The organism is Aeromonas sp. Y318-1 (assembly GCF_027706125.1).
Classification (GTDB): Bacteria; Pseudomonadota; Gammaproteobacteria; order Enterobacterales; family Aeromonadaceae; genus Aeromonas; species Aeromonas hydrophila.
This window is the reverse complement of the sequence record NZ_JAPDCM010000013.1, coordinates 105540-129340: the sequence shown is the minus strand read 5'-3', so window position 1 is coordinate 129340 and position 23801 is coordinate 105540. Positions and strand designations below refer to the sequence as shown.

The following is a 23801-nucleotide window of genomic DNA, read 5'->3' as shown; positions in this document are numbered from 1 at the left end:
CCGAACTCAGAAGTGAAACGCGGTAGCGCCGATGGTAGTGTGGCATTCGCCATGCGAGAGTAGGACACTGCCAGGCATCAATTAAGCAATCACAGCGATGTGGTTGGTCGCGATACAACGTCAGGTTGTGTTGGACAGAAGATTTAGATAGCGCACACAGTGCGGTCTTTACCGGTTAGTGTGCTGATATGGCTCAGTTGGTAGAGCGCATCCTTGGTAAGGATGAGGTCCCCAGTTCGACTCTGGGTATCAGCACCATTATTGAAGTAGTAAAGCTTTTGCCTGACGGCAATAGCGCCGTGGAACCACCTGATCCCATGCCGAACTCAGAAGTGAAACGCGGTAGCGCCGATGGTAGTGTGGCATTCGCCATGCGAGAGTAGGACACTGTCAGGCACCTATTTAGAAGAGGCCTCCCATTCGGGAGGCCTTTTTGCATTGGAATTTTGCCGTCCTGATGGGTTTCTTTTAGTAAAAATGCTGGGATGTCAGCACGTTGCCCGTTACTCTTGGTCTGGTATTGTCGGGAGTCATCGCCAGAGGAGTATGCATGGCCACGTTGAAGGAAATTGCACTGGAGGCGGGGGTTTCCCAGGCTACCGTGTCGCGGGTGCTCAATGAAGATCCGACGCTGAGCGTCAAGGAAGAGACCAAGCAGAAGATCTTCGAGATCGCCGAACGGCTGGAGTACAAGACCAGCGGTGCCCGCAAGGGGGTTCACAAGAGCAAGCTGCACTTCCTGGCGGTCTATGCCTACCCGCAGAGCACCGAGGTCAACGACCCCTATTATCTGGCCATCCGCTATGGCATCGAGACCCAGTGTGCCCGACTTAACATCGAGCTGACTCACTTCTACAACGGTGCCGAGGGGCGCGATCTCTCCGCTGTCGACGGTATCCTGGTTATCGGCCATCTGCCTGCAGAGCGTCTCGCCGCGCTCCACTCCCTCTCTGCCCAGCTGGTGTTCGTGGATTGCCGTTCTCAGGGTGACTTTGACTCGATTGACGTGGATCTGGCGCTGATCAGCCAGCAGGTAGTGGACTTCTTCATCGCCCAGGGGCACCAGCGCATCGGTTATATCGGCGGCCAGGATGATGGCCCGGATCTGCGCGAACTGGCCTTCCTCGACTACGGTCAGCGCCTTGGTGTGGTGCAGGAGAGCGACCTCTATCGCGGGGATTTCTCCAGCGCCTCCGGCTACAAGTTGGCCAAAGAGATGCTGGCCGGCGACTGGCCCAGGGCGCTGTTCGTCGCCTCCGACTCCATCGCCATCGGTGTGCTGCGTGCCATCCACGAAAAGGGACTGGCGATTCCCCAGCAGATCGAGCTTATCAGCGTCAACGATATTCCGACCGCCAAGTTCACCTTCCCGCCGCTCTCCACGGTGCGGATCCACTCCGAGTTGATGGGCTCCCAGGGGGTCAACCTGCTGGTTGAACGGCTGCGGGACGAGCGGGATATCCCGCTGAGGGTGCTCGTGCCGAGCAAGCTCACCCTGCGCGGTACCACTCGGTAGTTTTAGTAAAAAATTCTGTCTTTTAGTCGCACCATCTTGCGGTGGTGCGACACCTCTCCCAAGTAAACCTCTTTCCCATATCATTCCGTGACATCATATCATATTGTTTTATAGCTGATTTTATTGCAGTTCAGCCAACTATTATCAACATCCATGCCACTCCTCCATACCTTGCTCTCCTTTATCTCCCGCTTCTGATCTCGCTCACAAAACCATCTGTTCATTGTGATCAGGTTAAAACTTTACCAATTTAAAGCTGATATTTAGTAAATGTTTATCTAGAGTTTACCCAGTTAACGTTGCCTTGTTCCGGGAGGACATGTGAATAACTGGGAAAACGTCCAATTCGTTGGTGAAAACAGGCTGGCTCCGCGCGCCTACTTCTTCTCTTATGCCGACCATGCGCTGGCGGCCACCATGCAGCGCGAGCTGAGCCGCCGTTTTCTGAGCCTTAGCGGCCAGTGGCAGTTCCATTACTTCGACCACCCCCTGCAGGTGCCGGAGGCCTTCTATCACAGCCCCATGAACGACTGGGGCCAGATCACCGTGCCCAACATGTGGCAGATGGAAGGGCATGGTCAGCTGCAGTACACTGACGAAGGTTTTCCCTTCCCCATCGACGTACCCTTCGTGCCGACCAGCAACCCCACTGGTGCCTATCAGCGCGGCTTCACGCTGAGCCCGGCCTGGGACGGCGAGCAGGTGATCATCAAGTTTGACGGGGTGGAGACCTACTTCGAGGTCTATGTGAACGGCCACTATGTCGGCTTCAGCAAGGGGAGCCGCCTCACCGCCGAGTTCGATATCAGCGCCTACGCCAAGGTTGGCGAGAACCTGCTGTCGGTGCGGGTGATGCAGTGGGCCGACTCCACTTACATCGAAGATCAGGACATGTGGTGGATGGCGGGGATCTTCCGCGACGTCTATCTGGTGGGCAAACCGGCCGCCCATGTGCAGGACTTTTTCATCCGCACCGCGCTGGCGGAGGACAATCAAAGCGCTACCCTGAGCTGCGATATCCAGCTGGAGAATCTGGGGGCGGCTGCCCGTGATCACCGTCTGGTCTGGTCGCTGCTGGATCAGGGCAGCGAGATCGCCAGCGGCACGCTCTATCATCTCGCCATCGACGGCAAGTGTGATTGCCGCTTCACACTGGATCTGGCCAACCCCCATCTGTGGAGTGCCGAAGACCCGTACCTCTACCAGCTGCATCTCTCCCTCTACAACGGTCAGGGCGAGCTGCTGGAAGTGATCCCGCAGCGGGTCGGGGTGCGCGAAATCAAGGTCAAGGATGGCCTCTTCTACGTCAACGGTCACTACCTCAAGCTGCACGGGGTGAACCGCCACGACAACGACCACCTCAAGAGCCGCGCGGTCGGTATGGACCGTGTTGAACGCGATATCGTGCTGATGAAGCAGCACAACCTCAACTCGGTGCGCACCGCCCACTACCCGAATGACCCGCGCTTCTATGAGCTGTGCGACCAGTACGGCCTGTTCGTGATGGCGGAGACCGACGTGGAGACCCACGGTTTTGCCAACGTCGGCGATCTCAGCCGCATCACCGACGATCCCTTCTGGGAGCCGGTGTTCGTGGATCGCATCGAGCGCCACGTGCACGCCCAGAAGAACCACCCCTCCATCATCATCTGGTCGCTCGGCAACGAATCCGGCTACGGCTGCAACATCAGAGCCATGTACCAGCGCTGCAAGGCGATCGACCCGACCCGGCTGGTGCACTACGAAGAGGATCGCGATGCCGAGGTGGTGGATGTGGTCAGCACCATGTATTCCCGCGTCTCCCAGATGAACTGCTTCGGCGAGTTCCCGATGGAGAAGCCGCGTATCCTCTGCGAATACGCCCACGCCATGGGCAACGGCCCGGGTGGCCTGAGCGAATACCAGCAGGTGTTTGACCGTCATCCCCACATTCAGGGTCACTACATCTGGGAGTGGTGCGATCACGGCATTCTGGATCAGGACGAGCAGGGGCGTGCCGTTTACAAATACGGCGGCGACTACGGCGACTACCCCAACAACTACAACTTCTGCATGGATGGCCTCATCTATCCGGATCAGACCCCGGGGCCGGGCCTGCGCGAATACAAACAGGTAATCTGCCCGGTCAAGGTGCGCGCCTTGGATCTGGCGAGCGGCAAGCTGGAAGTGGAAAACCGCTACTGGTTCTCCCCTCTTGACGACATCCGCTTGCTGGTCGAGGTGAAGGCGGAGGGCGAGTTGCTGGCCAGCCAGCAAATCCGGCTGGAAGGGGTGGCTCCCGGTACCACCACTGAGCTGCAGCTCGAACTGCCATCCTTCGATGGGCGGGAAACCTTCGTCCAGCTGCGGGTCATCAAGGCCACCGCTACCCGCTACAGCGCGGCGGAGCACGAGTTGGGCCAGTACCAGTTCCAGCTGAAAGAGTCGACTCGCCAGCTGCAGCCCTTTGCCAACCCCAATGCCACGGCATTGCAGATTGCCGATGAGCGCCTCGCGCTGACCTTGAGCGGCAGCGGCTTCGTCCTGCGTTTTTCACGCCTCGACGGCAAGCTGGTGAGCTGGCAGCAGGATGGCAATGAGCTTATCGAGCGGGCGCCACACCTCACCTTCTTCAAGCCGATGATCGACAACCACAAGCAGGAGTACGAGAGCCTGTGGCACCCGAACCACCTGCAGATCATGCAGGAGCACTTCCGCACTCTGAGCTGGCGTCAGCTGGGCGAGGCGGTCGAGGTAACGGTCGAGAGTCTGATCGCGCCGCCGGTGTTCGACTTCGGCATGCGCTGCCGCTACGTCTACACCCTGAGCCCGAACGGCCAGCTGCATGTGGCGCTCTGTGGCCAGCCCTACGGCGGTTATGACGACATCATCCCCAAGATCGGCTTCGAGCTGGGTATTCGTCAGGATCTCGACCGGGTGCACTACTACGGCATGGGGCCGGGCGAGAACTATCAGGACAGTCGCCAGAGCAACTGGATCGACAGCTTCCAGAGCACAGTCAGCGAGATGTGGGAGCACTACCCCTTCCCGCAGGACAACGGCAACCGCCAGCAGGTGCGCTGGGCGACCCTGACCAACCGCCACGGCGCCGGTCTGTACGTGCGGCCAGATGCCCCCATCAACCTGAGCGTCTGGCCCTACAGCTGGGAGCATATCCACGCGGCGCAGCACATCAACGAGCTGGAGCCCTGCGGTTATCTCACCCTCAATCTGGATCACAAGGTGCTGGGGCTAGGCTCCAACTCCTGGGGCTCCGAGGTGCTGGACTCTTGGCGGGTGCGCTTCGAGCCGTTCAGCTTCGGCCTGACCCTGCTGCCCATCGCTCGCGGCAACCTCAATCCGGCTGTGCTGGCCGGGCTCGATCTCACCATCAACGGCGGGAGGAACCTCGCATGATCACCCTGGACAACCTGACCCTGTTCAAAAACATCTACCGGGAGGGCAAGAAGTGGGGCCGCTGCGTGGAGGCCATCAACAACCTGGCCAACCTCAAGCCCGGCATCTGCCACTCCATCGGTGACTCCCTCACCTACCGCTTGCAGGAGGGGGCCAGCCCGGCCACCTCATTGTTCGAGGGGCAGCGCCGCTACTTCGACGTTCACTACTACCTGGAAGGGGAAGAGACGGTGGAGTGGGCCCCCAAATCGGAGCTGGCGGTCGAGCAGGCTTATGACGACACCACCGACCGCGAGTGGCTGGCAGGCGAGGTGCGTGAGCGCCAGCAGGTGGGCAACGGGCAGGTGGTGATCTTCGAGAACGACGAGGCCTACCGTTTCGTCGGCGACGGGCCGGTGCGCAAGGTGATCATCAAGGTCACCGTTGAAGGCGGCTACTTCAAAAACAAATAACAAGCCGCCGGTTCTGCACTGACAAAAGCCGGAAGGGCGGGGCTCACCCTACAAATCACGCCCCGCCATTTCGCTAGATAACTACAGGTCTGGAGATGCACCATGTCTGATTCCAAACGCAATACGATAGGCAAGTTTGGTCTGCTGTCGCTCACCTTCGCGGCGGTATTCAGCTTCAACAACGTCATCAACAACAACATCGAAATCGGTCTGGCCTCGGCCCCGATGTTCTTTCTGGCCACCATTTTCTACTTCATTCCGTTCTGCCTGATCATTGCGGAATTTGTGTCACTGAATAAGAACTCCGAAGCGGGCGTCTATGCCTGGGTGAAGAGCTCCCTCGGCGGTCGCTGGGCCTTTATCTCCGCCTACACCTACTGGTTCGTGAACCTCTTCTTCTTTACCTCGCTGCTGCCGCGGGTCATTGCCTACGCCTCCTATGCCTTCCTCGGCTACGAGTACATTCTCACCCCGGTGGCAACCACGGCCTTGAGCATGGTGCTGTTTGCCTTTGCCACCTACGTCTCCACCAACGGTGCCAAGATGCTGGGACCCATCACCTCGGTGACCTCGTCCCTGATGCTGCTGCTGACCCTCTCCTACATTCTGCTGGCGGGTGCGGCTCTGGTGGGCGGCGTGCAACCGGCTGACCCCATCACGGTAGAGGCCATGGTCCCCGATTTCAGCTGGGCCTTCCTCGGCATCACCACCTGGATCTTTATGGCAGCCGGTGGCGCCGAGTCGGTGGCGGTCTACGTCAATGACGTGAAAGGGGGCTCCAAGTCCTTCGTGAAGGTGATCATCGTCGCCGGGATCTTTATCGGCGTGCTCTACTCCATTGCATCGCTGTTGATCAACGTGTTCGTCCACAGCGACACCCTGAAATACACCGGCGGCTCGGTGCAGGTGTTCGAGGGGCTGGCAGCCTACTTCGGCCTGCCGGAGATCCTGATGAACCGCTTCGTCGGGCTGGTCTCCTTCACCGCCATGTTCGGCTCCCTGCTGATGTGGACCGCGACCCCGGTGAAGATCTTCTTCTCCGAGATCCCGGCCGGCATCTTCGGCAAGAAGACGGTCGAGCTGAACGAGAACGGCGTGCCCGCCCGTGCAGCCTGGATCCAGTACCTCATCGTGCTGCCGCTGATGGTGATCCCGACTCTGGGCTCCAACACCGCGCAGGATCTGATGAACACCGTCATCAACATGACCGCTGCCGCCTCCATGCTGCCGCCGCTGTTCATCATGCTGGCCTACCTCAATCTGCGTCTGAAGCTCGATCACCTGCCGCGGGATTTCAGGATGGGTTCGCGCACCACCGGCATCGCCGTGGTCTCGGTGCTGATCGCCATCTTCTCGGTGGGCTTCCTCGCCTCCACCTTCCCGACCGGCGCCGACATCATGACCATCATCTTCTACAACGTCGGCGGGATCCTGATTTTCCTCGGCTTCGCCTGGTGGAAGTACAACCGCTACGAAGCCTCCCTCAGCGCCGAAGCGCGCGCGAAAGAGGCCCAGCCGACGGCGCAGGTTGCCATGCAGACGCCATAGGCACTGAATTGAATCCCAATCAAACCGGGTGGCCGTTGGCCACCCGCAAACCGTTGAACCAGAAAAGGAAAAGAGAATGAGCGAGACGATCGAGTTTGCCGAATTCAAGCGGGTCGAGATGAAGGTGGGCAAGGTACTGGAGGTGGTGCGTCACCCCGGGGCCGACAAACTCTACATCGTCCAGATCGACGTGGGTGGCGAGCGGCCGCTGCAGACCGTCACCAGTCTGGTGCCTTACTACAGCGAAGAGGAGCTGATGGGCAGCGAGGTGGTGGTGCTGACCAACCTCAAGCCCACCAGGATGCGCGGCGAGCGATCCGAGTGCATGTTGCTCTGCGCCGAGACCCCGGACGAGAGCCAGAGCGTGCTGTTGCAGCCGCGGGTGCCGATGGCGCCGGGCACCCCGATCGTCTGACTGGTATTGCGAGCCGGTGCGGTGAGATTGCACCGGTTCGGCAACGAGGCCGCCCACGCGGCCCGATCATAACAAGAGAGTAAAGCGCGGGGCCGACAGACCCTTGCCAAACACATCACAGAGTCACAGCGTTACCCGCAGGGAACGCGAGTCCACTGGAGGACATCATGTCTGAATCCGTACGCGGCACCATAGGCAAGTTTGCCCTGTTGTCGATGACCTTTGCCGCCGTGTTCAACGTGCGCAACATCGTCAACAACAACATCGAGCTGGGGCTCAGTTCCGCCCCCATCTTCCTGCTGGCGACCCTCGTCTACTTCATCCCGTTCGTCTTCATCATCGCCGAGTTCGTCTCGGCCAACAAAAACTCTGAGTCGGGCATGTACGACTGGCTCAAGAAACCGCTCGGTACCCGGATGGCCTATCTGGGCTCGTTTCTCTACTGGTTCGTGAACCTGTTCTGGTTCGTCTCCCTGCTGCCCAACGTCATCGCCTACGCCTCCTACGCCATGCTGGGGTACGAGTACAGCTTCTCCCCCATGGTCACCTCGGTCATCTCCATCGTGCTGTTTGCGGCGGCGACCCACATCTCCACCAAGGGGGCGAGCTGGCTCGGCAAGATTGCCGAAATAGTGGCCTACGGGGTATTTGCCCTGTTCGCCATCTATGTACTGGGCGCCCTGATGGCCCTTAGTGGCGATCATGTGCCGGCCCAGCCCATCACGCTGGAGGCGATGACTCCCACCGTCAACTGGGCGACGCTCGGCATCATGTGCTGGATCTTCCAGGCGGCGGGTGGTGCCGAGACGGCGGCGGCCTACCTCAATGACGTCAAGGGCGGCCAGAAGTCCTTTATCAAGGTGATCATCAGTGCAGGTATCGTCATCGGTGCCATGTATGCGGTCGGTTCCCTGCTGGTGAACGTGTTCGTGCCGCGCGAGAGCCTCACCTATGCCGGCGGCATGGTGGAGATCTTCACCGGCATGGCCCAGTACTTCCAGCTGTCGGAAGCACTGGTGGGCCGTTTCGTCGGCGTGGTGCTGTTCATCGCCATGTTCGGCTCCATGATGATGTGGACCTCGGCGCCGGTGAAGATCCACTTCTCCGAGATCCCGCAGGGGGTGTACGGCGAGAAGACCACCCAGCTCAACGAGCACGGGGTGCCGGTGCGTGCCGCCTGGTGGCAGTTTGCCTTCGTGTTCGTGATGCTGGTGGTCAACGGCTTCGGCTCGGAATCGGTGCAGCAGATGATGAACACCGCCATCAACCTCACCGCCGGTACCGCCATGCTGCCGCCGATCTTCATCATGGTGGCCTACTTCGTGTTCCGCTGGAAACATGACGACACCCCGCGCGAGTTTCGCATGGGGTCGCGCAAGTTCGGGATGGGGGTGGTGTCGGTGCTGATCGCCATCTTCGTGGTGAGTATGAGCGCCTCCGCCTTTCCGAGCGGGGTGGATCTGGTGCGCGCCTTCTTCATCAATGTCTTCATGACCGCGGTCTTCTCGGCGCTGGCCTACTGGTGGATCTCCCGTTTCGAGAAGCGCCAAGCCCGCAAGCAGGCCACCGGCACAGCCGGCGGCAAGCTGGCCAAGCAGAGTTGAAGCACAAGGCTGGCCGGATCCGGTGGCCAGCCGGGCTTGCTTAATTTCCGGCAGATAAAGGGGGTCGCTCAACTTTGCGTCTCCCGCTTATCGGGGTAAGCTGGGGATTCGTTTCAACAGGAGCTGTGCCACAGCTCCTGTTGTGTTTCCTGTCGTCCCCGATCACCGGCCCCGCGCGGGGACGGGATCTGCTTTCACCGGAGACCGCTCGTGCGTCTGGATCCCTTTACCTCTGTACTGATTGTGGTGGTCGCGCTGGCCTCCTTCTTCCCCTGCGAGGGGCAGGTGGCCGTCTGGTTCGGCCTGCTGACCAAGCTGGCGGTGGCGCTCTTGTTCTTCATGCATGGCGCCAAGCTGTCGCGCCAGAACCTGCTGGCGGGCCTCGGCCACTGGCGGCTGCACCTGGTGGTGATGGCCAGCACCTTCGTGCTGTTCCCGCTGCTGGGGCTGCTGCTCACGCCGCTGGTGCCCCACTGGCTGAGCCCGGCCATCTACCTCGGTTTCCTCTATCTCTGTGCCCTGCCTGCCACCGTACAGTCGGCCATCGCCTTCACCTCGATGGCCGGCGGCAATGTGTCGGCAGCGGTGTGCAGCGCCTCGGCCTCCAGCATCCTCGGCATCTTCCTCTCGCCGGTGCTGGTGGGGTTGATGATCAATGTGCAGGGGGAGGGGGTCGATACCTGGCACTCCATTCAGGCCATCATGGTGCAGCTGATGCTGCCGTTTGTGGTGGGCCACCTGTCGCGCCCGCTCATCGGCCGCTGGGTCGACAGCCACCGGCCACTCATTGGCAAGCTTGACCAGAGCTCCATTCTGCTGGTGGTCTATGTGGCCTTCAGCGAGGCGGTGGTGCAGGGGATCTGGCATCAGGTAGGCTGGTACGATCTGGCCAGCATCGTGCTGCTGAGCTGTGTGCTGCTGGCACTGGTGCTGGGCTGGAACGTCTGGATCAGCCGTCGCCTCGGCTTCAACAGGGCGGACGAGATTACCATCGTCTTCTGCGGCTCGAAGAAGAGCCTGGCCAACGGGGTGCCGATGGCCAACGTCATGTTCCCGGCCGCCAGCGTCGGGGTCATGGTGCTGCCGCTGATGATCTTCCACCAGATCCAGCTGATGGTCTGTGCCGTGCTGGCTCGTCGCTACCACGAGCAGGAGGCCGTGCCCCAGGTTCAGCAGGGGTAAGCGGTCCGGATAAAGAAGAGGGAGGCCATGGGCCTCCCTCTTTTGTTTGTCGCCTCGTCAGCGTTTGCGCCAGACGGTGAGCTGGGCCACCGTGTGCTGGTACTTGCGGGCGGTCTCGCGAATGACGAAGGGGACGTCCCGCGGGGGCATCTGCTCCTCGAACTCCGTCGCCAGCAGCCGTTGCAGCGCCTGATAGGTGCCGAGGGCCTCGCCGTTCTCGCGCACACCGCCGAGCCAGTTGGCCTTGGGGGTGTAGTCGGTCAGCCAGGTGTAGGGGCTGGTGAGCACCAGCAGGCCACCGCTGCGCAGTCTGGGCGCAATGTCCCGCAGGAAGCGGGCGGGTTCCCGCAGCCGGTCGATCAGGTTGGAAGCGAGCACCAGGTCGTAGTCGCCGTACTTGGGCTTGAGGTTGCAGGCATCCCCCTGGCTGAAGTGGACCCGTTCGCTCTGTTCGCGGCCGAGCTCATGGCGGGAGAGTCGCGCCTCGCAATACTCCACCAGCTCCCCTTCCACCGGCACCGCGTAGCGGAAGCTGTCCTGGCTGGCGAGCGCCAGCGCCACGTCGATGAAGCGGGCCGAGTAGTCGACCCCGTCCACGTGGGCGAAGTGACGCGCCAGTTCGAAGCTGGCGCGGCCGGTGGCGCAGCCGATATCGAGCGCCCGCTCATGGCGGCCGCACAGCTCGCTGGCAAGGCTGGCCAGAGCTTCGGCGTAGTTGGCGACCCCGAAGTGGGTCGGCCCGTACTGGAAGTCGAGATACTGAGCGACGAGCGTGTCGGTTTCATAGGGATTGACGACGACCGGCTCCTGATAACGGGAAACCAGATAGCGAAAGCCCGCATGCTGGAAGAAGTGGCGGCGGAAGGCGTAGCGGGAGGACTTGAGCGTCTCGTTGCCGGTACTGATCCAGCTGCCCCCCTTGATGAGGGTGTGCTTGCTGTCGAAGGTGGGAGTGGAGAAGTCGTCGTAGAGGGGATGCACCTTGAACCCCTCGAAGCCGTCGATGGCGGTGCTGGTCCATTGCCAGACGTTGCCCACCAGATCGAAGAAGCTGCCCTGCGGGCAGGCATCCACCGGACAGGATGATGCGAAGCGGGTCAGGTTGATGTTGCCGGGCGCCTCGATCCAGTCCGGCTGATCGCCGGCCAGCTGTTCGCGCAGCAGCATCCACTCCCCCTCGCTCGGCAACTGGACGGGCAGGCCGGTCTGGGCCGCCTGCCAGCGGCAGAAGGCGGCGGCCTCCAGCTGGTTCACCTCCACCGGCCAGTCCCAGGGCATAGGGACCTGCTCGGTCATCAGCCGCAGTTGCAGTTGCTCGGGTTCGAGGGGGTCGCCGACCCAGAAGGTGGGCATGCGGGCCCTGGCATACTGGCGCCAGCCCCAGCCTTCGTCATCCCACCAGGCGCGGGTCTGGTAGCCGCCTGCCTGCACGAAATCGAAAAATTCTGCGTTGCTCACCAGCATGCGGCTGGCCTGGAAGGGGGCCAGTTCGATGTGGCGCTCGCCATATTCGTTGTCCCAGCCGTAGGTGGCGTCCTGTTTGCCGAGCCGCACCCGGCCACCGGCCACCGGCAGCAGGCTGTTGGCGGGCACCTCGTCACGGCAACGCCGCGCCTCGGCGCAGACCGGCCACTGGGGCTGGCTGCGCACCCAGGCCAGCGGCAGCTGGCGGATCAGCACGCTGGAGGTCTCGAGGTGGATGCGCTCATGCTCTATCCCCATCAATATGACCCAGGCCGGGCTCTGCCAGTCGATGGGCAGGGTCAGCGGCATCCGTTCGATGAAATCACACACCAGGGCGCGCACCTGGCCGCGATAGTCGCGCAGCTCGCTGACGGAGGGCCAGTCGTAGTGGGTCTCGTCCAGATCGTCCCAGCTCATCTCGTCCACCCCGATGGCGACCATGGCCTCGATGCGGGCGTCGAGCCGACCCTCGATGAGGCGGGCCGCCAGCAGCTTGTTGATGAAGAAGGCGGCGGTGTGGCCGTAGTAGAAGATGAGCGGGTGGCGCAGGGGGATCGCCTTGTCAAACCAGGCCCGCTCGTCGGCCAGGCAGTCGAACAGCGAGTCGTAGAGATCGAAGGTCTGGCAGAAGTAGGCGAGCAGCTCGCGGCGCTTGTGTTCGGGATCGCTGCCGGTCAGCAGCGGGGTACGGGTCGGTTCCGGCAGGCCGGTGGCGGTGGAATAGAGAAGAGTGGCTTGGGTCACGCTCTGACTCCTTGTTGGCAGTGAAGACTGACAAGACAGTGGTAATGGCATTACCGCGATGGAGAGCTTTGTACGCACAAGGTACCACTATTGGCTCAACAGACCGGCTCGGCAACCAAAAACTTCCACGGCTTGTCAGCATAGCGACCCCGCGAACGGCTCGCCAATCGGTCGTCCACCTGCCCGTTCGGGGATAGTCAGATTCGCCAGATTATGGTCTGAATGACTCTCCACTTGTTGTGCTCATGTGGCGTAAAAATAGATATTTTCTTTTAAATCATGCAGTTGATTAACTGGCACAGGCTTTGCAATGGATGCTGACCAAGGGGCCACGACTGGCCAATACACAATGAGGAGAGTGGCGATGAAATGGATGATGGGGGTGGTGCTGGCGGTCGGACTCAGCGGGTGCAGCTGGCTGGATGATACCCGGGTGAGCGGGGCAGGGGCCGTGATCGAGCAGCAGCACGGGGTGGGCCGGCAGGTGACCCGAGTGCTGGCCGGGGTGCCTGCCAGCGTCCATCTGGTGGCCGGTGAGCCGCGCGGATTGCGCATCCGCGGGCAGGAGAACCTGTTGCCCTACCTGGTGCTGAGCGAGCGGGGCGACAAGCTGGAGATCGAGGTGAAGGACGGTTATCGGCTCGATCCAACCGAGCCGCTGGAGATCACCATCACCCTGCCCGCGCTCCATGAGCTGGCGCTGGCAGGGGTCGCCAACGGTGAGCTGCGCGGCTTCAAGGGGGAGGCGCTGGTGCTGTCGGTGGCCGGGGTTGGCGACATCGTCGCCGACGGGCTCGAACTGGATCGGCTGGAGGGCAACATCGCGGGCGCCGGCAGCCTGGATCTGGGGAACAGCACGGCCAGAGCCGTCGAGCTCAACATCGCCGGCTCAGGGGATGTGCTGGGGGCCGAGCTGAAGGGGCGTGAGGTGGAGGTCAATATCGCCGGCAGCGGCGACGTGGAGGTCCGGGCGCAGGATCGGCTCAAGGTGGGTATCGCCGGCTCGGGCTCGGTCAGCTACTGGGGCGATCCCGTGCTGCAGAGCGAGATCGCCGGCTCCGGCGAGGTGAGCCGGCAGGGCAGCTGAATGGTTTTGTCCACCGAGCAGAAAAAAACAGGCCCGTCACGGGCCTGTTTCGATCAGAGGTGGCGGGCGTGAAAGCGCAGGTGCGCCTCGATGAAGCTCGCCACGAAGTAGTAGCTGTGATCGTACCCGGCGTGGCGGTTGAGCTCCAGCGGCCACTCCTTGCCGGCGGCCGCATCGGCGAGGGCGTCGATGTGCAGCTGTTCGGCCAGGAAGGGATCGTCCAGCCCCACGTCCACCAGGGTCGGCAGCGGCGTCACCTCATGGTGGCGCAGCAGCTGGCAGGCATCCCACTCCTGCCACAGCAAGGGGTTGTTGCCGAGGTAGGCGCCGAGCGCCTTCTGACCCCAGGGGCAGCGGCTCGGGTGGCTGATGGGGCTGAAGGCCGACACCGAGCGGTAGCGCCCGGGCTCGCGCAGGGCGGCGATGAGCGCCCCGTGGCCGCCCATGGAGTGGCCGCTGATGGCGCGTTTCGTCGAGACCGGGAAGTGGGTCTCGATGAGCTCGGGCAGCTCGCGGGTGACGTAGTCGTACATCTGGTAGTGATCGCGCCAGGGATGCTGGGTGGCGTTGACGTAGAAGCCGGCGCCCATGCCGAGATCGTAACCGGGGTCGTCCGCGACGTCTTCGCCGCGCGGGCTGGTGTCCGGTGCCACCAGGGCGATGCCGAGCTCGGCGGCGATACGCTGGGCGCCCGCCTTCTGCATGAAGTTTTCATCGGTGCAGGTGAGGCCGGAGAGCCAGTAGAGCACGGGTACCTTCTGGCCGGTGAGGGCCTGGGGCGGCAGATAGATGGCGAAGCGCATCTCGCAACCCAGCACCTCGGAGGCGTGGCTGTAGCGCTTGTGCCAGCCGCCGAAGCTCTTGTTGCTGCTGATTATGTCCAGATTCATCGGGGGAACTCCTGCACCCCGCCCACGGAGGCGGGCGGGGTGATCATGCTCAGTAGTGGATGACGCTGCGGATGCTCTTGCCTTCGTGCATCAGATCGAACGCCTCGTTGATCTGCTCGAGCCCCATGGTGTGGGTGATGAAGTCGTCCAGCTTGAACTCCCCCTGCATGTAGCGCTGCACGTAGCTCGGCAGCTCGCTGCGACCGCGCACGCCGCCGAAGGCGCTGCCGCGCCAGACCCGGCCGGTGACCAGCTGGAACGGACGGGTGCTGATCTCCTGGCCGGCGCCGGCCACCCCGATGATGACCGACTCGCCCCAGCCCTTGTGGCAGCACTCCAGCGCCGCGCGCATCACCTTGACGTTGCCGATGCACTCGAACGAGAAGTCGACGCCGCCGTCGGTGAGCTCGACGATCACCTCCTGGATGGGCTTGTCATAGTCGTTCGGGTTGATGCAGTCGGTGGCGCCCAGTTTGCGGGCCAGTTCGAACTTGCTCTCGTTGATGTCGATGGCGATGATGCGGCCGGCTTTGGCCAGGCGAGCGCCGATCACCGCGGAGAGGCCGATGCCGCCCAGCCCGAAGATGGCGACGCTCTCACCCTCTTTCACCTTGGCGGTGTTCATCACGGCGCCGATGCCGGTGGTGACGCCGCAACCGAGCAGGCAGACCTCTTCCAGCGGGGCGGCCGGGTCCACCTTGGCGATGGAGATCTCGGGCAGTACCGTGTATTCGCTGAAGGTGGAGGTGCCCATGTAGTGATAGATGGGTTGGCCATCCTTGGAGAAACGGGTGGTGCCGTCCGGCATCAGCCCCTTGCCCTGGGTGGCGCGGATCTTCTGGCACAGGTTGGTCTTGCCGGATTTGCAAAACTTGCACTCGCCGCACTCGGGGGTGTAGAGCGGGATCACGTGATCGCCCACCTTGACGCTGGTGACGCCCTCGCCGACGGATTCGACGATGCCACCCCCCTCGTGACCGAGGATGCAGGGGAAGACCCCTTCCGGATCTTCACCGGAGAGGGTGAAGGCATCGGTGTGACAGACGCCGGTCGCGACGATGCGTACCCGCACTTCGCCCGCCTGGGGCGGCATGACCTCGATTTCTTCGATGGAGAGGGGCTGGCCCGGGCCCCAGGCGATGGCGGCCTTACACTTGATGCTTTGAACCTGTGCCATGACGGATGTCCTTATTGTTGAGTAGGGTGAGGAGAATGGGTTCGGACATCCAGTGTAGTTTCCCGCTTATTTGGTGATAATAAGGCGAAATCTGAAATCACTTTTACAGACAGGTAATAATGTTCGGCTGGGAAGGGATCTGTGAATTTGTCAGCGTGGCGGAGCAGGGGGGCTTTACCCCGGCGGCGCGCAAGCTGGGGGTGTCGGTGGCCCAGGTGAGCCGGCAGGTGGCGCAGCTGGAGGATCGGCTGCAGGCCAAGCTGCTGCTGCGCACCACCCGCCAGGTGCGGCTCACCGAGCTCGGCGAGATCTACTATCGCCACTGTCGCCAGCTGCTGGACAACCTCTACGAGGCGGAGCTGGCGGTGGGCCGCCATCAGGCGGTGCCGCAGGGCACCCTGCGCATCACGGCCCCGGTCTCCTACGGCGAGAGCCGCATCGCCCCGCTGGTGAACGACTTCATGGTGCGCTTTCCCCAGCTGGAGGTGACCCTCAACCTCACCAACCAGCTGCTGGATCTGGTGCACGAGGGCTACGATCTGGCGCTGCGGCTCGGCCACCTCAAGGACTCCAGCCTGGTGGCGCGCAAGCTGGCGCAGCGGGTGCCCTATGTGTGCGCCTCGCCCGCCTACACCGCCCGCCACGGCATGCCCAACAGCCTCTCCGAACTCACCCGCCACACCTGCCTGGTGGGCAACAGCGACGAGTGGCACTTCACCCTGGATGGCCGTCCCCACAGCGTGCGGGTGCACGGCCTGCTTCACTGCAACAGCGGCCACGCCCTGCTGGATGCGGCGCTCAAGGGGATCGGCATCATCCAGCTGCCGGACTACTACGTGAGCGACCATCTGGCCCGAGGCGAGCTTATCGAGCTGCTGCCGGAGCTGCGGGCGCCGGCGGAGGGGATCTGGGCCCTCTATCCCCACAACCGCCATCTCTCTCCCAAGGTGCGGCTGCTGGTGGACTATCTGGCCGAGCGGCTGAGCGATCCCCATCAGCCCGCGCTGGTGCGCCCCGTCGGCTGACTTCGCCCAATAAAAAAGGCCCGCATGTGCGGGCCTTTTGCATGGCATGAAGGAGGGGTTATTCCCGCTCCTTGACGTAGGGGGTGCCGAGCGCCTTGGGTGCCACCGCCTTGCCGATGAAGCCGGCCAGCAGGAACACGGTCAGGATGTAGGGCAGTGCCTCGATGGCTTGCACCGGGATCGGGAAACCGCCGATGCTGACCCCTTGCAGCCGGATGGCGACCGCATCGAGGAAGCCGAACAGCAGGCAGGCCGCCATGGCGTTCCAGGGGCGCCACTTGCCGAACACCAGCGCCGCCAGCGCCATGAAGCCCTTGCCCGCGCTCATGTTGGGGATGAACTGGGCAGTCTGGGCCACCGCCAGGTAGGTGCCGCCGATACCGGCCAGCAGGCCGCCGATGATGAGCGCGGTGTAGCGCATGCGCACCACAGAGATGCCGGCGGTGTCGACCGCTGCCGGCGCTTCGCCCACCGCCCGCAGGCGCAGGCCGAAGCGGGTACGGAACAGCACCCACCAGGCCAGCGGCACGGCGGCGAACGCCACGTACTCCAGCAGGGAGTGGCCGCTCAGCAGCTCGCTGTAGAGCTGGCCAACGACAGGCACGTCATACAGCTCCTTGGCATAGGGCAGGTCGATGGGGGCGAAGCGGGCCGCGCCGGACAGCGCCGGGGTCTGGCCGCCTTGATCAAACCAGTAACGACCCAGGGTGACGGTCAGGCCGGCCGCCAGGATGTTGATGGCCATGCCGCTCACCACCTGATCACCACGGTGGGTGATGGTGGCAAAGCCGTGCATCAGGGCGAACAGGATGGAGACACCCACCCCGGCACCCAGCCCAATCCAGGCCGAGCCGGAGACGGCTGCCGCCGCCGCGCTGGCGAACGCCGCCGCCAGCAGCTTGCCCTCCAGGGCGATGTTGACCACCCCTGAGCGCTCGCAGAACATGCCGGCCATGGCCGCCAGAATGAGGGGCGGCGCGGTGCGGATGGTGGCATCCAGCATCAGGATCAGAATTTCGAACATGATCAGGCCCCCTTAACTTGCGCAGAGCGGTTGGCAAACGCCAGATAGAGCTGCTCGATGCGCGGACGCATCATGTGCTCAAGGGCGCCACAGAACAGGATCACCAGACCCTGCAACACCACCACTATGTTGCGGTCCACCCCGAACTCGAAGCTGAGCTCGGCGCCGCCTTGATAGAGGAAGCCGAACAGCAGGCTGGCGATGATGACGCCGACCGGGTGGTTGCGCCCCATCAGCGCCACCGCGATGCCGGTGAAGCCGAAGCCTTCCACGAAGTTGAGCTTGATCTGGTGCAGTTCACCCTGCAGCACGTTGAGGGCGAAGAAGCCCGACAGCATGCCGGAGATCACCATGGCCAGGATCACCACCTTGGGATAGGAGATGCCGGCATAGGCGGACGCACTCTGGCTGGCACCGACCGAGCGGATCTCGTAGCCCCAGCGGGTATGCCAGATGAAGACCCACACCAGCGCCGCACAGAGCAGTGCCCAGAAGAAGCTGATGTTGAGCGGGCTGTTCGACATCTCCATGCCGAATGCCCCCGCCAGTTCGCTCATCTTCGGCAGCCAGCTCGCCTCGGCAAACACCTTGCTCTCGGTGGCCATGGAGCCCGCCGGCTTGAACACCTCGACCAGCAGGTAGGCCATCAGGGAGGCGGCGATGAAGTTGAACATGATGGTGGTGATGACGATGTGGCTGCCGCGCTTGGCTTGCAGCCAGGCCGGGATGAAGGCCCAGGCCGCGCCGAACAGGCCGCCGGCGATGATGGCCAGCGGCAACAGCAGGGCAAACGGCAGGGAATCACCCAGCAGCAGACAGACCAGACCGACACCGAGGCCGCCGATATAGGCCTGCCCCTCGCCACCGATGTTGAACAGACCGGCGTGGAAGGCCACCGCCACCGACAGACCGGTAAAGATGAAGCCGGTCGCGTAGTAGAGGGTGAAACCGACCCCTTCACCGGTGCCGAAGGCGCCGTACCACATGATCTCGGCGGCATCGACCGGGTTGATGTCGAGGTAGTAGAACAGGATGGCCGACACCAGGAAGGCCAGCAGGATATTGACCGCGGGCAGTACGCCCACGGAGATCCAGGCAGGGATACGTGCTTGGCTCATGGGCGAGCCTCCTTGGCAATCTGGTCGGTGACGGGGGTGTTGACCATCAGCAGGCCGAATCCGTTACAAGTGGCTGTGAGCTTCATGATGTGGCTCCTTGTGATTGGCTGGCCGCCACCTCGTCAGGAACTATGTTCGCCATCATCAGACCGATAGTGCGTTCATCCGCCTTGGCGGCATCCAGCTCACCGACGATGCGACCGTCGGCGATGACCAGGATGCGGTCAGAGAGGCTCATGATCTCGTCCAGCTCCACCGATACCAGCAGCACTGCCTTGCCCTTGTCGCGCATGGCGATGATCTGCTGGTGGATGTACTCGATGGCGCCGATGTCGACCCCACGGGTCGGCTGGCCGATCAGCAGCACATCCGGGTCCTGCTCCACTTCCCGGGCGATCACCAGCTTCTGCTGGTTGCCGCCGGAGAAGTTGGCGGTCTTGTGCTCGGGATGGGGCGGGCGCACGTCCCACTTGTCCATCTTGGCCTGGCAATCCTGCAGGATCGCCTCTTTGTTCTGCAGCCAGCCCTTGTTGTACTGGGGGCGGCGGTGATAGCCGAGGATGAAGGCCTCTTTCGCCTCGAAGCGGTTGATGAGACCCATCTTGTGTCTGTCTTCCGGCACGTGGCCGAGGCCGAAGTTGCGCACCCGCTCCGGGTCGGCCGGGTGGCTCACGCTCACTTCGTGGGCCTGGCCGCCGCCGGTGATGGTGAAGCTGCCTTTGCTCGGTTTGAGGATGCCGCCGAGCAGGCTGAGCAGCTCGGACTGGCCGTTGCCGGAGACGCCGGCGATGCCGACCACTTCACCGGCCCGCACCTCGAAGCTGACGGATTTGACCCGCTCCACCTTGGCGTCGTCCACATAGCTGAGGCCATCGACCTTGAGCTTGGCGTCGCCAGGCTGGGTCGGCCCCTTGTCGACCTTGAGGCGCACCTTGCGGCCCACCATCAGTTCGGCCAGCTGCTCCTTGTCGGTATCCTTGGTGGCGACGTGGGCCACCATTTCACCCCGGCGCATGATGGAGACCTGATCCGTGATGGCCAGGATCTCGCGCAGCTTGTGGGTGATGAGGATGATGGTGGCGCCCTGATCGCGCAGTTTCTTGAGCACCTCGAACAGGTGATCCGCCTCTTGCGGGGTCAGTACCCCGGTCGGCTCGTCCAGGATCAGGATGCGGGCGCCGCGATAGAGCGCCTTGAGGATCTCGACCCGCTGTTGCAGGCCTACCGGCAGATCCTCGACCTTCTCGTGTAGCGGCACTTCGAGACCATAGTCCCGTGCCAGCTCGCCCAGCAGCTTTTCGGCCGCCGCCAGGCTCTTGCCCAGGTGCCAGCCGTTTTCCGCGCCGAGAATCACGTTTTCTAACACTGTAAAATTGTTAACCAGCATAAAGTGCTGGTGCACCATGCCCACGCCTGCGGCAATCGCATCTTGTGAGCCATGGGGTTTGAACGGGTTGCCGTCGATGAACATCTCGCCTTTGTCGGCGTGGTAGAAACCGTAGATGATGCTCATCAGGGTCGACTTGCCGGCGCCATTTTCGCCGACGATACCGTGAATGCTGCCTTTACGAACCTTAAGGTCGATCTGCTTGTTGGCGTACACTTCGCCAAACCGCTTATCGATACCCCTTAATTCGATGGCATAGCGATCTGTCTGGTCCATGATGCAGTCCTTGCGGGTCATGAAAAGAGACTAAAAACCGGCCCGTGCGGGCCGGTCGTTGGGTTGAGAGTAGTAGCGGTTACTCAGTATTTGCAGGTGCTGTCGCTCATGTAGTCGTGCACCTTGACCTTGCCGGAGATGATTTCGGCCTTGATGGCGTCCACCTTGGCTTTCATCTCGGGGGTGATCAGCTTCTCGTTGTCTTTGTCGAGAGCCCAATCCACACCACCCTCGGCCAGGCCCAGGTTCTTGATGCCCGGTTTCCAGGTGCCCTTGGCGGCGTCATCCCAGGTCTGGTAGGCGGCCAGGCCAACCGACTTGACCATGGAGGTCAGCATGGTGCCCGGTTGCAGGTGGTTCTGGTTGGAATCCACGCCGATGGCCAGCTTGCCTTCGTCCTTGGCGGCTTGGTAAACACCGATGCCGGTACCGCCGGCGGCGGCATAGACTACGTCGGCGCCCTTGGCGAACTGGGACTTGGCCAGTTCAGCACCCTTGGCCGGGTCAGCAAACGCCGCCGGGGTGGAGCCGGTCATGTTCTGGAACACTTCGATCTTCGGATTGACGTACTTGGCACCCTGCTCGTAGCCGCACTCGAACTTGCGGATCAGCGGGATGTCCATGCCGCCCACGAAGCCGACCTTGCCGGTCTTGGAGGCGATGGCAGCCAGGGCGCCCACCAGGAAGGAACCTTCATGCTCCTTGAAGATGACGGACTGGACGTTCGGCTTGTCGACCACCATGTCGATGATGGTGAACTGGGTTTTCGGGAACTCGGTCGCTACTTTCTCTACCGCGGAACCCATGTTGAAGCCGACGGCAACGATCGGACCGTTGCCACGGCTGGCCAGACGACGCAGACCCTGCTCACGCTGGGCTTCATTCTGGGGTTCGAACTCCTTGACCTTGACGCCTTTGTCTTTGTTGTAGACTTCGACGCCATTGCGGAACACGGCTTCGTTGAACGATTTGTCGAATTTGCCTGCGGTGTCGTAGATGACGGCGGGCTGGGAGGCTGCCTGGGCAGAAAGGGCAGCGAGAGTGAGGGCGGCAACGGTGGCCAGCTTGAGCACTTTAGTCACGATCGTATCCTTGATTGTTATGTGAGGGTCCACAACCTGCCGGGGCAGGCCATAAAGCACGCTGGCTAACTGTAAGTGAGCCACGGTGTGGGTCAAGGAGATCATAAAGGAAAAACGTTTGCGTTAACGGTTTGAAATATAAGCAAATCGCTTTATAAGTGGTTGTTTTGATGCCTGTTTTCAGATTTAAATTCTGTGAATAATTGGCTCCAAATGACATTTCTGTTTGTATTCATGAGGTTATAAGCAAGCGTTTTCACATGATGACCAATATTTAAGATTCTATTGGCACCATTTGATGGTTTGGTATCAGTATCTTTCGTTATTAGCACTAGTTGGAGAGTACCCCAGATAGTGGATTTGCCGGCGAGAGTGAACGAGCTCATATAGCTGCACATTGCCGCTTTTCATATGAGTACTCTTGTGTATTATGCGACTCGACTGCGCCTCCTGGATGGGGGCGTGTTTTTTCACTTATTCGAGCGATAAAAAATGAAAAAAAATGTGCTGAGTGCAGCAGTGGCTTGCGTATTGTCAGGTGTCATGTTGACCGCTTGTGGAGGTGGCGGCGACGAAGGTGGCAACGGTGGCAACAGCGGTGGTGGCACCGACACCGGCAGCAAGCCCCTGCACACAGCAATTTTCCTCGATGCCGCCGTTGCTGGCCTCAACTACCGGTGCGCCAATTACAGCAGCATCACCAACGCCAATGGTGAGTTTCTGTTCAATGATGGCGACAGCTGTTCCTTCACTCTGGGCAACCAACTGTTGGGTTCGGTGACGCTCAAGGCTGGTAGCTCTTTGGTCACTCCCTATACCTTGGCGGGTGATGACAAGAACAAGGCGATCCGCATCGCAGCCCTGTTGCAAACTCTCGACAGTGATAACAACCCGGAAAATGGCATTACCCTCGACAAGGCACAGGTCGCACAACTGGGGATCATCGAATTAGGTAGCGATGACGCCTTTAACACCTCACTGGTCGAGGCCCTGAAAACGGCAGGCCTGACCAAGGATGTCGTCTCCCTGGCCGCAGCGAAAGACCATCTCTCTGCCACTCTGGCGGGTGTCAATGGTCGCTCTGTCGCGGTCGACAAGGTGCTCTCGGATTTACAAGCGCTGACCGATATGAAAGCCCTTAACGTTGAAGAGAAACTCAAGGAGTACAAAGACACTCTGCTGGCTGAAACCACAGATAATGGCAAGATTGACCGCCAGATCGTGCTGGCCACGCTGGCCATGCTCGAAGTAACCAACGACCCCATTGTTGCAGAACGCCTGGGCTTTACCTCCTCTGAAATGGGCGTGAATTACAGCACCAACCTGGCCAAAGTGATCGATGTCATCATCCACACCCCCTATTCCGCCTCCGTTATCCTCAAGGGTGACAAGGGGTATACCCGCGACGTAGCCAAGCTAATGGGGACCTATGCCGATAGCATGGACAAGGTCGCCGCCACCCTGGCCGATATCCAGAACCCGGGTTACAGCGCTACCTATGGTGATGACGAGTCTGTCACTCTCAACTTCGACGGCGCCAAGGCACTGCGCGCCTCAGCCATGGCGATGGCATCGGCACTCAATATTGCCGCATCATACCAATATGGCCCGGACAAAGCCTATTCTGTCCAGGAAGAAGAGGTGACCTTGCCTCGCATGCTCATCACTTACTCTTGGGATGGGCAACAGCAAAACACCATCTATGGTGAGAATGCCAGCACCTTCAAGACCCAGTTCAGCCCGGTGGATATCGAGCCGGATAGCCTGATGAGTCACCCCGATTTCTTCCGCCTGACTGACGATGCCAAGATGCACTTGGGCAAGGCCAAAGCTCAGCTGAAGCAAGCGGTAGACATTGCGCTGACCATCGATCAGAGCAAGCTGGACGACTCTTTGACCGAAGAGGATATCGCCGCCAACACCAAATTCCTGACCCAGCTGGCGAACCATTTCTTGGGCAAGGAGCCCACTGTCGAGTGGACAAATCGCAAGATCAAGTACGTCAATACCGGCATGAATTGGGAGCCCAAAGAGGTGGGCGTCAAGTTCAACATCAACGTGATCCCGTTCTTTGACGAGATGCTGGATCGCAGCGATATGACCATCAAGGTATCTGGCAACTGTGCTGTGGGTATTCGGGATGCCGAACTCTCCAAGGCAATGGGAGAACCCATGTGCCTGATCTCGAGTGACGAGTTCAAGGCGCTTCTTGCCAAAAACGATTACGATGCACTCAAGTACATCGGCTGGATGCAGGAAGATCAATACAACCACACTAGCATCTATGCCAAGGGAGTGGGCTATGATTGGTCAACCCAAATGACACCGGTGGCCGGGTCGACCTTCGACAAGGTCTTCGTATCTTGTACCGATCTGGATGGAAACAAGGTCAGCTGTGCCAATCAGCTGTAAAA

Annotated in this window: 17 protein-coding genes, 1 tRNA gene and 1 rRNA gene; 12 read left to right on the top strand and 7 right to left on the bottom strand. The window is 61.4% G+C overall.

Going from position 1 to position 23801, the window contains the following annotated elements; translation table 11 throughout:
- Window positions 1–182: 182 nt before the first annotated feature.
- The 9 genes from OKB87_RS18795 (at window position 183) to OKB87_RS18755 (ending at window position 10113) form a co-directional block, all read left to right on the top strand.
- A tRNA-Thr gene (locus OKB87_RS18795) sits at window positions 183–258 on the top strand.
- 23 nt (window positions 259–281) lie between these two features.
- A 5S ribosomal RNA gene (gene rrf / locus OKB87_RS18790) occupies window positions 282–396 on the top strand.
- A 154-nt stretch (window positions 397–550) separates the two neighbouring features.
- A complete protein-coding gene (ebgR, locus tag OKB87_RS18785; protein ID WP_017410539.1) occupies window positions 551–1516 on the top strand; it encodes a transcriptional regulator EbgR in 966 nt (321 codons plus the stop codon).
- 321 nt (window positions 1517–1837) lie between these two features.
- The gene (ebgA, locus tag OKB87_RS18780; protein ID WP_270828256.1) at window positions 1838–4912 is read left to right on the top strand and encodes a beta-galactosidase subunit alpha; all 3075 of its coding nucleotides are present in this window, start codon (window positions 1838–1840) and stop codon (window positions 4910–4912) included.
- Window positions 4909–5364 (top strand): beta-galactosidase subunit beta, encoded by a 456-nt coding sequence (locus OKB87_RS18775; protein WP_270828255.1) that lies wholly within the window; start codon window positions 4909–4911, stop codon window positions 5362–5364. The genes ebgA and OKB87_RS18775 overlap by 4 nt, the downstream gene beginning before the upstream one ends.
- 102 nt (window positions 5365–5466) lie before the next feature.
- Window positions 5467–6912 (top strand): amino acid permease, encoded by a 1446-nt coding sequence (locus tag OKB87_RS18770; protein WP_202012396.1) that lies wholly within the window; start codon window positions 5467–5469, stop codon window positions 6910–6912.
- A gap of 76 nt (window positions 6913–6988) precedes the next feature.
- Complete coding sequence (locus OKB87_RS18765) at window positions 6989–7327, top strand: tRNA-binding protein (RefSeq protein ID WP_026080427.1); 339 nt, start codon at window positions 6989–6991, stop codon at window positions 7325–7327.
- A 167-nt stretch (window positions 7328–7494) separates the two neighbouring features.
- Entirely contained in the window at window positions 7495–8931 is a 1437-nt protein-coding gene (locus OKB87_RS18760; protein ID WP_029305062.1) for an amino acid permease, read from the top strand.
- Window positions 8932–9141: 210 nt separating this feature from the next.
- Entirely contained in the window at window positions 9142–10113 is a 972-nt protein-coding gene (locus OKB87_RS18755; RefSeq protein WP_010635494.1) for a bile acid:sodium symporter family protein, read from the top strand.
- Window positions 10114–10170: 57 nt separating this feature from the next.
- Here the strand turns inward: OKB87_RS18755 and ovoA are convergent, their stop codons facing one another.
- Complete coding sequence (gene ovoA, locus OKB87_RS18750; protein WP_270828254.1) at window positions 10171–12321, bottom strand: 5-histidylcysteine sulfoxide synthase; 2151 nt, start codon at window positions 12319–12321, stop codon at window positions 10171–10173.
- A 364-nt stretch (window positions 12322–12685) separates the two neighbouring features.
- Between ovoA and OKB87_RS18745 the strand changes: the two genes are divergently transcribed.
- Window positions 12686–13408 carry a head GIN domain-containing protein gene (locus tag OKB87_RS18745; RefSeq protein WP_270828253.1) on the top strand — a complete coding sequence of 241 codons (723 nt, stop codon included), beginning with the start codon at window positions 12686–12688 and terminating at the stop codon, window positions 13406–13408.
- Between the two features lie 53 nt (window positions 13409–13461).
- Here OKB87_RS18745 and fghA read toward each other — a convergent pair whose 3' ends face one another.
- Both fghA and OKB87_RS18735 read right to left on the bottom strand, forming a co-directional pair.
- Window positions 13462–14298, bottom strand: a complete 837-nt coding sequence (fghA, locus tag OKB87_RS18740; RefSeq protein ID WP_270828252.1) for an S-formylglutathione hydrolase — start codon at window positions 14296–14298, stop codon at window positions 13462–13464.
- Between the two features lie 49 nt (window positions 14299–14347).
- A complete protein-coding gene (locus tag OKB87_RS18735; protein WP_017766192.1) occupies window positions 14348–15475 on the bottom strand; it encodes an S-(hydroxymethyl)glutathione dehydrogenase/class III alcohol dehydrogenase in 1128 nt (375 codons plus the stop codon).
- A gap of 119 nt (window positions 15476–15594) precedes the next feature.
- Here OKB87_RS18735 and OKB87_RS18730 point away from each other — a divergent pair, with 119 nt between their 5' ends.
- Complete coding sequence (locus OKB87_RS18730; protein WP_010635489.1) at window positions 15595–16500, top strand: LysR substrate-binding domain-containing protein; 906 nt, start codon at window positions 15595–15597, stop codon at window positions 16498–16500.
- Between the two features lie 58 nt (window positions 16501–16558).
- Here the strand turns inward: OKB87_RS18730 and OKB87_RS18725 are convergent, their stop codons facing one another.
- The 4 genes from OKB87_RS18725 to OKB87_RS18710 all read right to left on the bottom strand — a co-directional run bounded on the left by OKB87_RS18725 (window position 16559) and on the right by OKB87_RS18710 (window position 21387).
- Window positions 16559–17524 (bottom strand): ABC transporter permease, encoded by a 966-nt coding sequence (locus OKB87_RS18725; protein ID WP_024943032.1) that lies wholly within the window; start codon window positions 17522–17524, stop codon window positions 16559–16561.
- A 2-nt stretch (window positions 17525–17526) separates the two neighbouring features.
- Window positions 17527–18642 (bottom strand): ABC transporter permease, encoded by a 1116-nt coding sequence (locus tag OKB87_RS18720; RefSeq protein ID WP_005307647.1) that lies wholly within the window; start codon window positions 18640–18642, stop codon window positions 17527–17529.
- Between the two features lie 82 nt (window positions 18643–18724).
- Window positions 18725–20305 carry an ABC transporter ATP-binding protein gene (locus OKB87_RS18715; protein ID WP_024944637.1) on the bottom strand — a complete coding sequence of 527 codons (1581 nt, stop codon included), beginning with the start codon at window positions 20303–20305 and terminating at the stop codon, window positions 18725–18727.
- An 83-nt stretch (window positions 20306–20388) separates the two neighbouring features.
- Window positions 20389–21387, bottom strand: a complete 999-nt coding sequence (locus OKB87_RS18710) for a BMP family lipoprotein (protein ID WP_024944638.1) — start codon at window positions 21385–21387, stop codon at window positions 20389–20391.
- 492 nt (window positions 21388–21879) lie between these two features.
- Here OKB87_RS18710 and OKB87_RS18705 point away from each other — a divergent pair, with 492 nt between their 5' ends.
- Window positions 21880–23799, top strand: coding sequence for a hypothetical protein (locus OKB87_RS18705; protein WP_270828251.1), 1920 nt, complete (start codon window positions 21880–21882; stop codon window positions 23797–23799).
- Window positions 23800–23801: the final 2 nt, after the last annotated feature.

Bases quoted from the DNA above. Each gene is read 5' to 3' on its own strand.
- ebgR (WP_017410539.1), top strand. From the start codon at position 551: ATGGCCACGTTGAAGGAAATTGCACTGGAGGCGGGGGTTTCCCAGGCT.
- OKB87_RS18775 (WP_270828255.1), top strand. From the start codon at position 4,909: ATGATCACCCTGGACAACCTGACCCTGTTCAAAAACATCTACCGGGAG.
- OKB87_RS18770 (WP_202012396.1), top strand. From the start codon at position 5,467: ATGTCTGATTCCAAACGCAATACGATAGGCAAGTTTGGTCTGCTGTCG.
- OKB87_RS18765 (WP_026080427.1), top strand. From the start codon at position 6,989: ATGAGCGAGACGATCGAGTTTGCCGAATTCAAGCGGGTCGAGATGAAG.
- OKB87_RS18760 (WP_029305062.1), top strand. From the start codon at position 7,495: ATGTCTGAATCCGTACGCGGCACCATAGGCAAGTTTGCCCTGTTGTCG.
- OKB87_RS18745 (WP_270828253.1), top strand. From the start codon at position 12,686: ATGAAATGGATGATGGGGGTGGTGCTGGCGGTCGGACTCAGCGGGTGC.
- fghA (WP_270828252.1), bottom strand. From the start codon at position 14,298: ATGAATCTGGACATAATCAGCAGCAACAAGAGCTTCGGCGGCTGGCAC.
- OKB87_RS18735 (WP_017766192.1), bottom strand. From the start codon at position 15,475: ATGGCACAGGTTCAAAGCATCAAGTGTAAGGCCGCCATCGCCTGGGGC.
- OKB87_RS18730 (WP_010635489.1), top strand. From the start codon at position 15,595: ATGTTCGGCTGGGAAGGGATCTGTGAATTTGTCAGCGTGGCGGAGCAG.
- OKB87_RS18725 (WP_024943032.1), bottom strand. From the start codon at position 17,524: ATGTTCGAAATTCTGATCCTGATGCTGGATGCCACCATCCGCACCGCG.
- OKB87_RS18720 (WP_005307647.1), bottom strand. From the start codon at position 18,642: ATGAGCCAAGCACGTATCCCTGCCTGGATCTCCGTGGGCGTACTGCCC.
- OKB87_RS18715 (WP_024944637.1), bottom strand. From the start codon at position 20,305: ATGGACCAGACAGATCGCTATGCCATCGAATTAAGGGGTATCGATAAG.
- OKB87_RS18705 (WP_270828251.1), top strand. From the start codon at position 21,880: ATGAAAAAAAATGTGCTGAGTGCAGCAGTGGCTTGCGTATTGTCAGGT.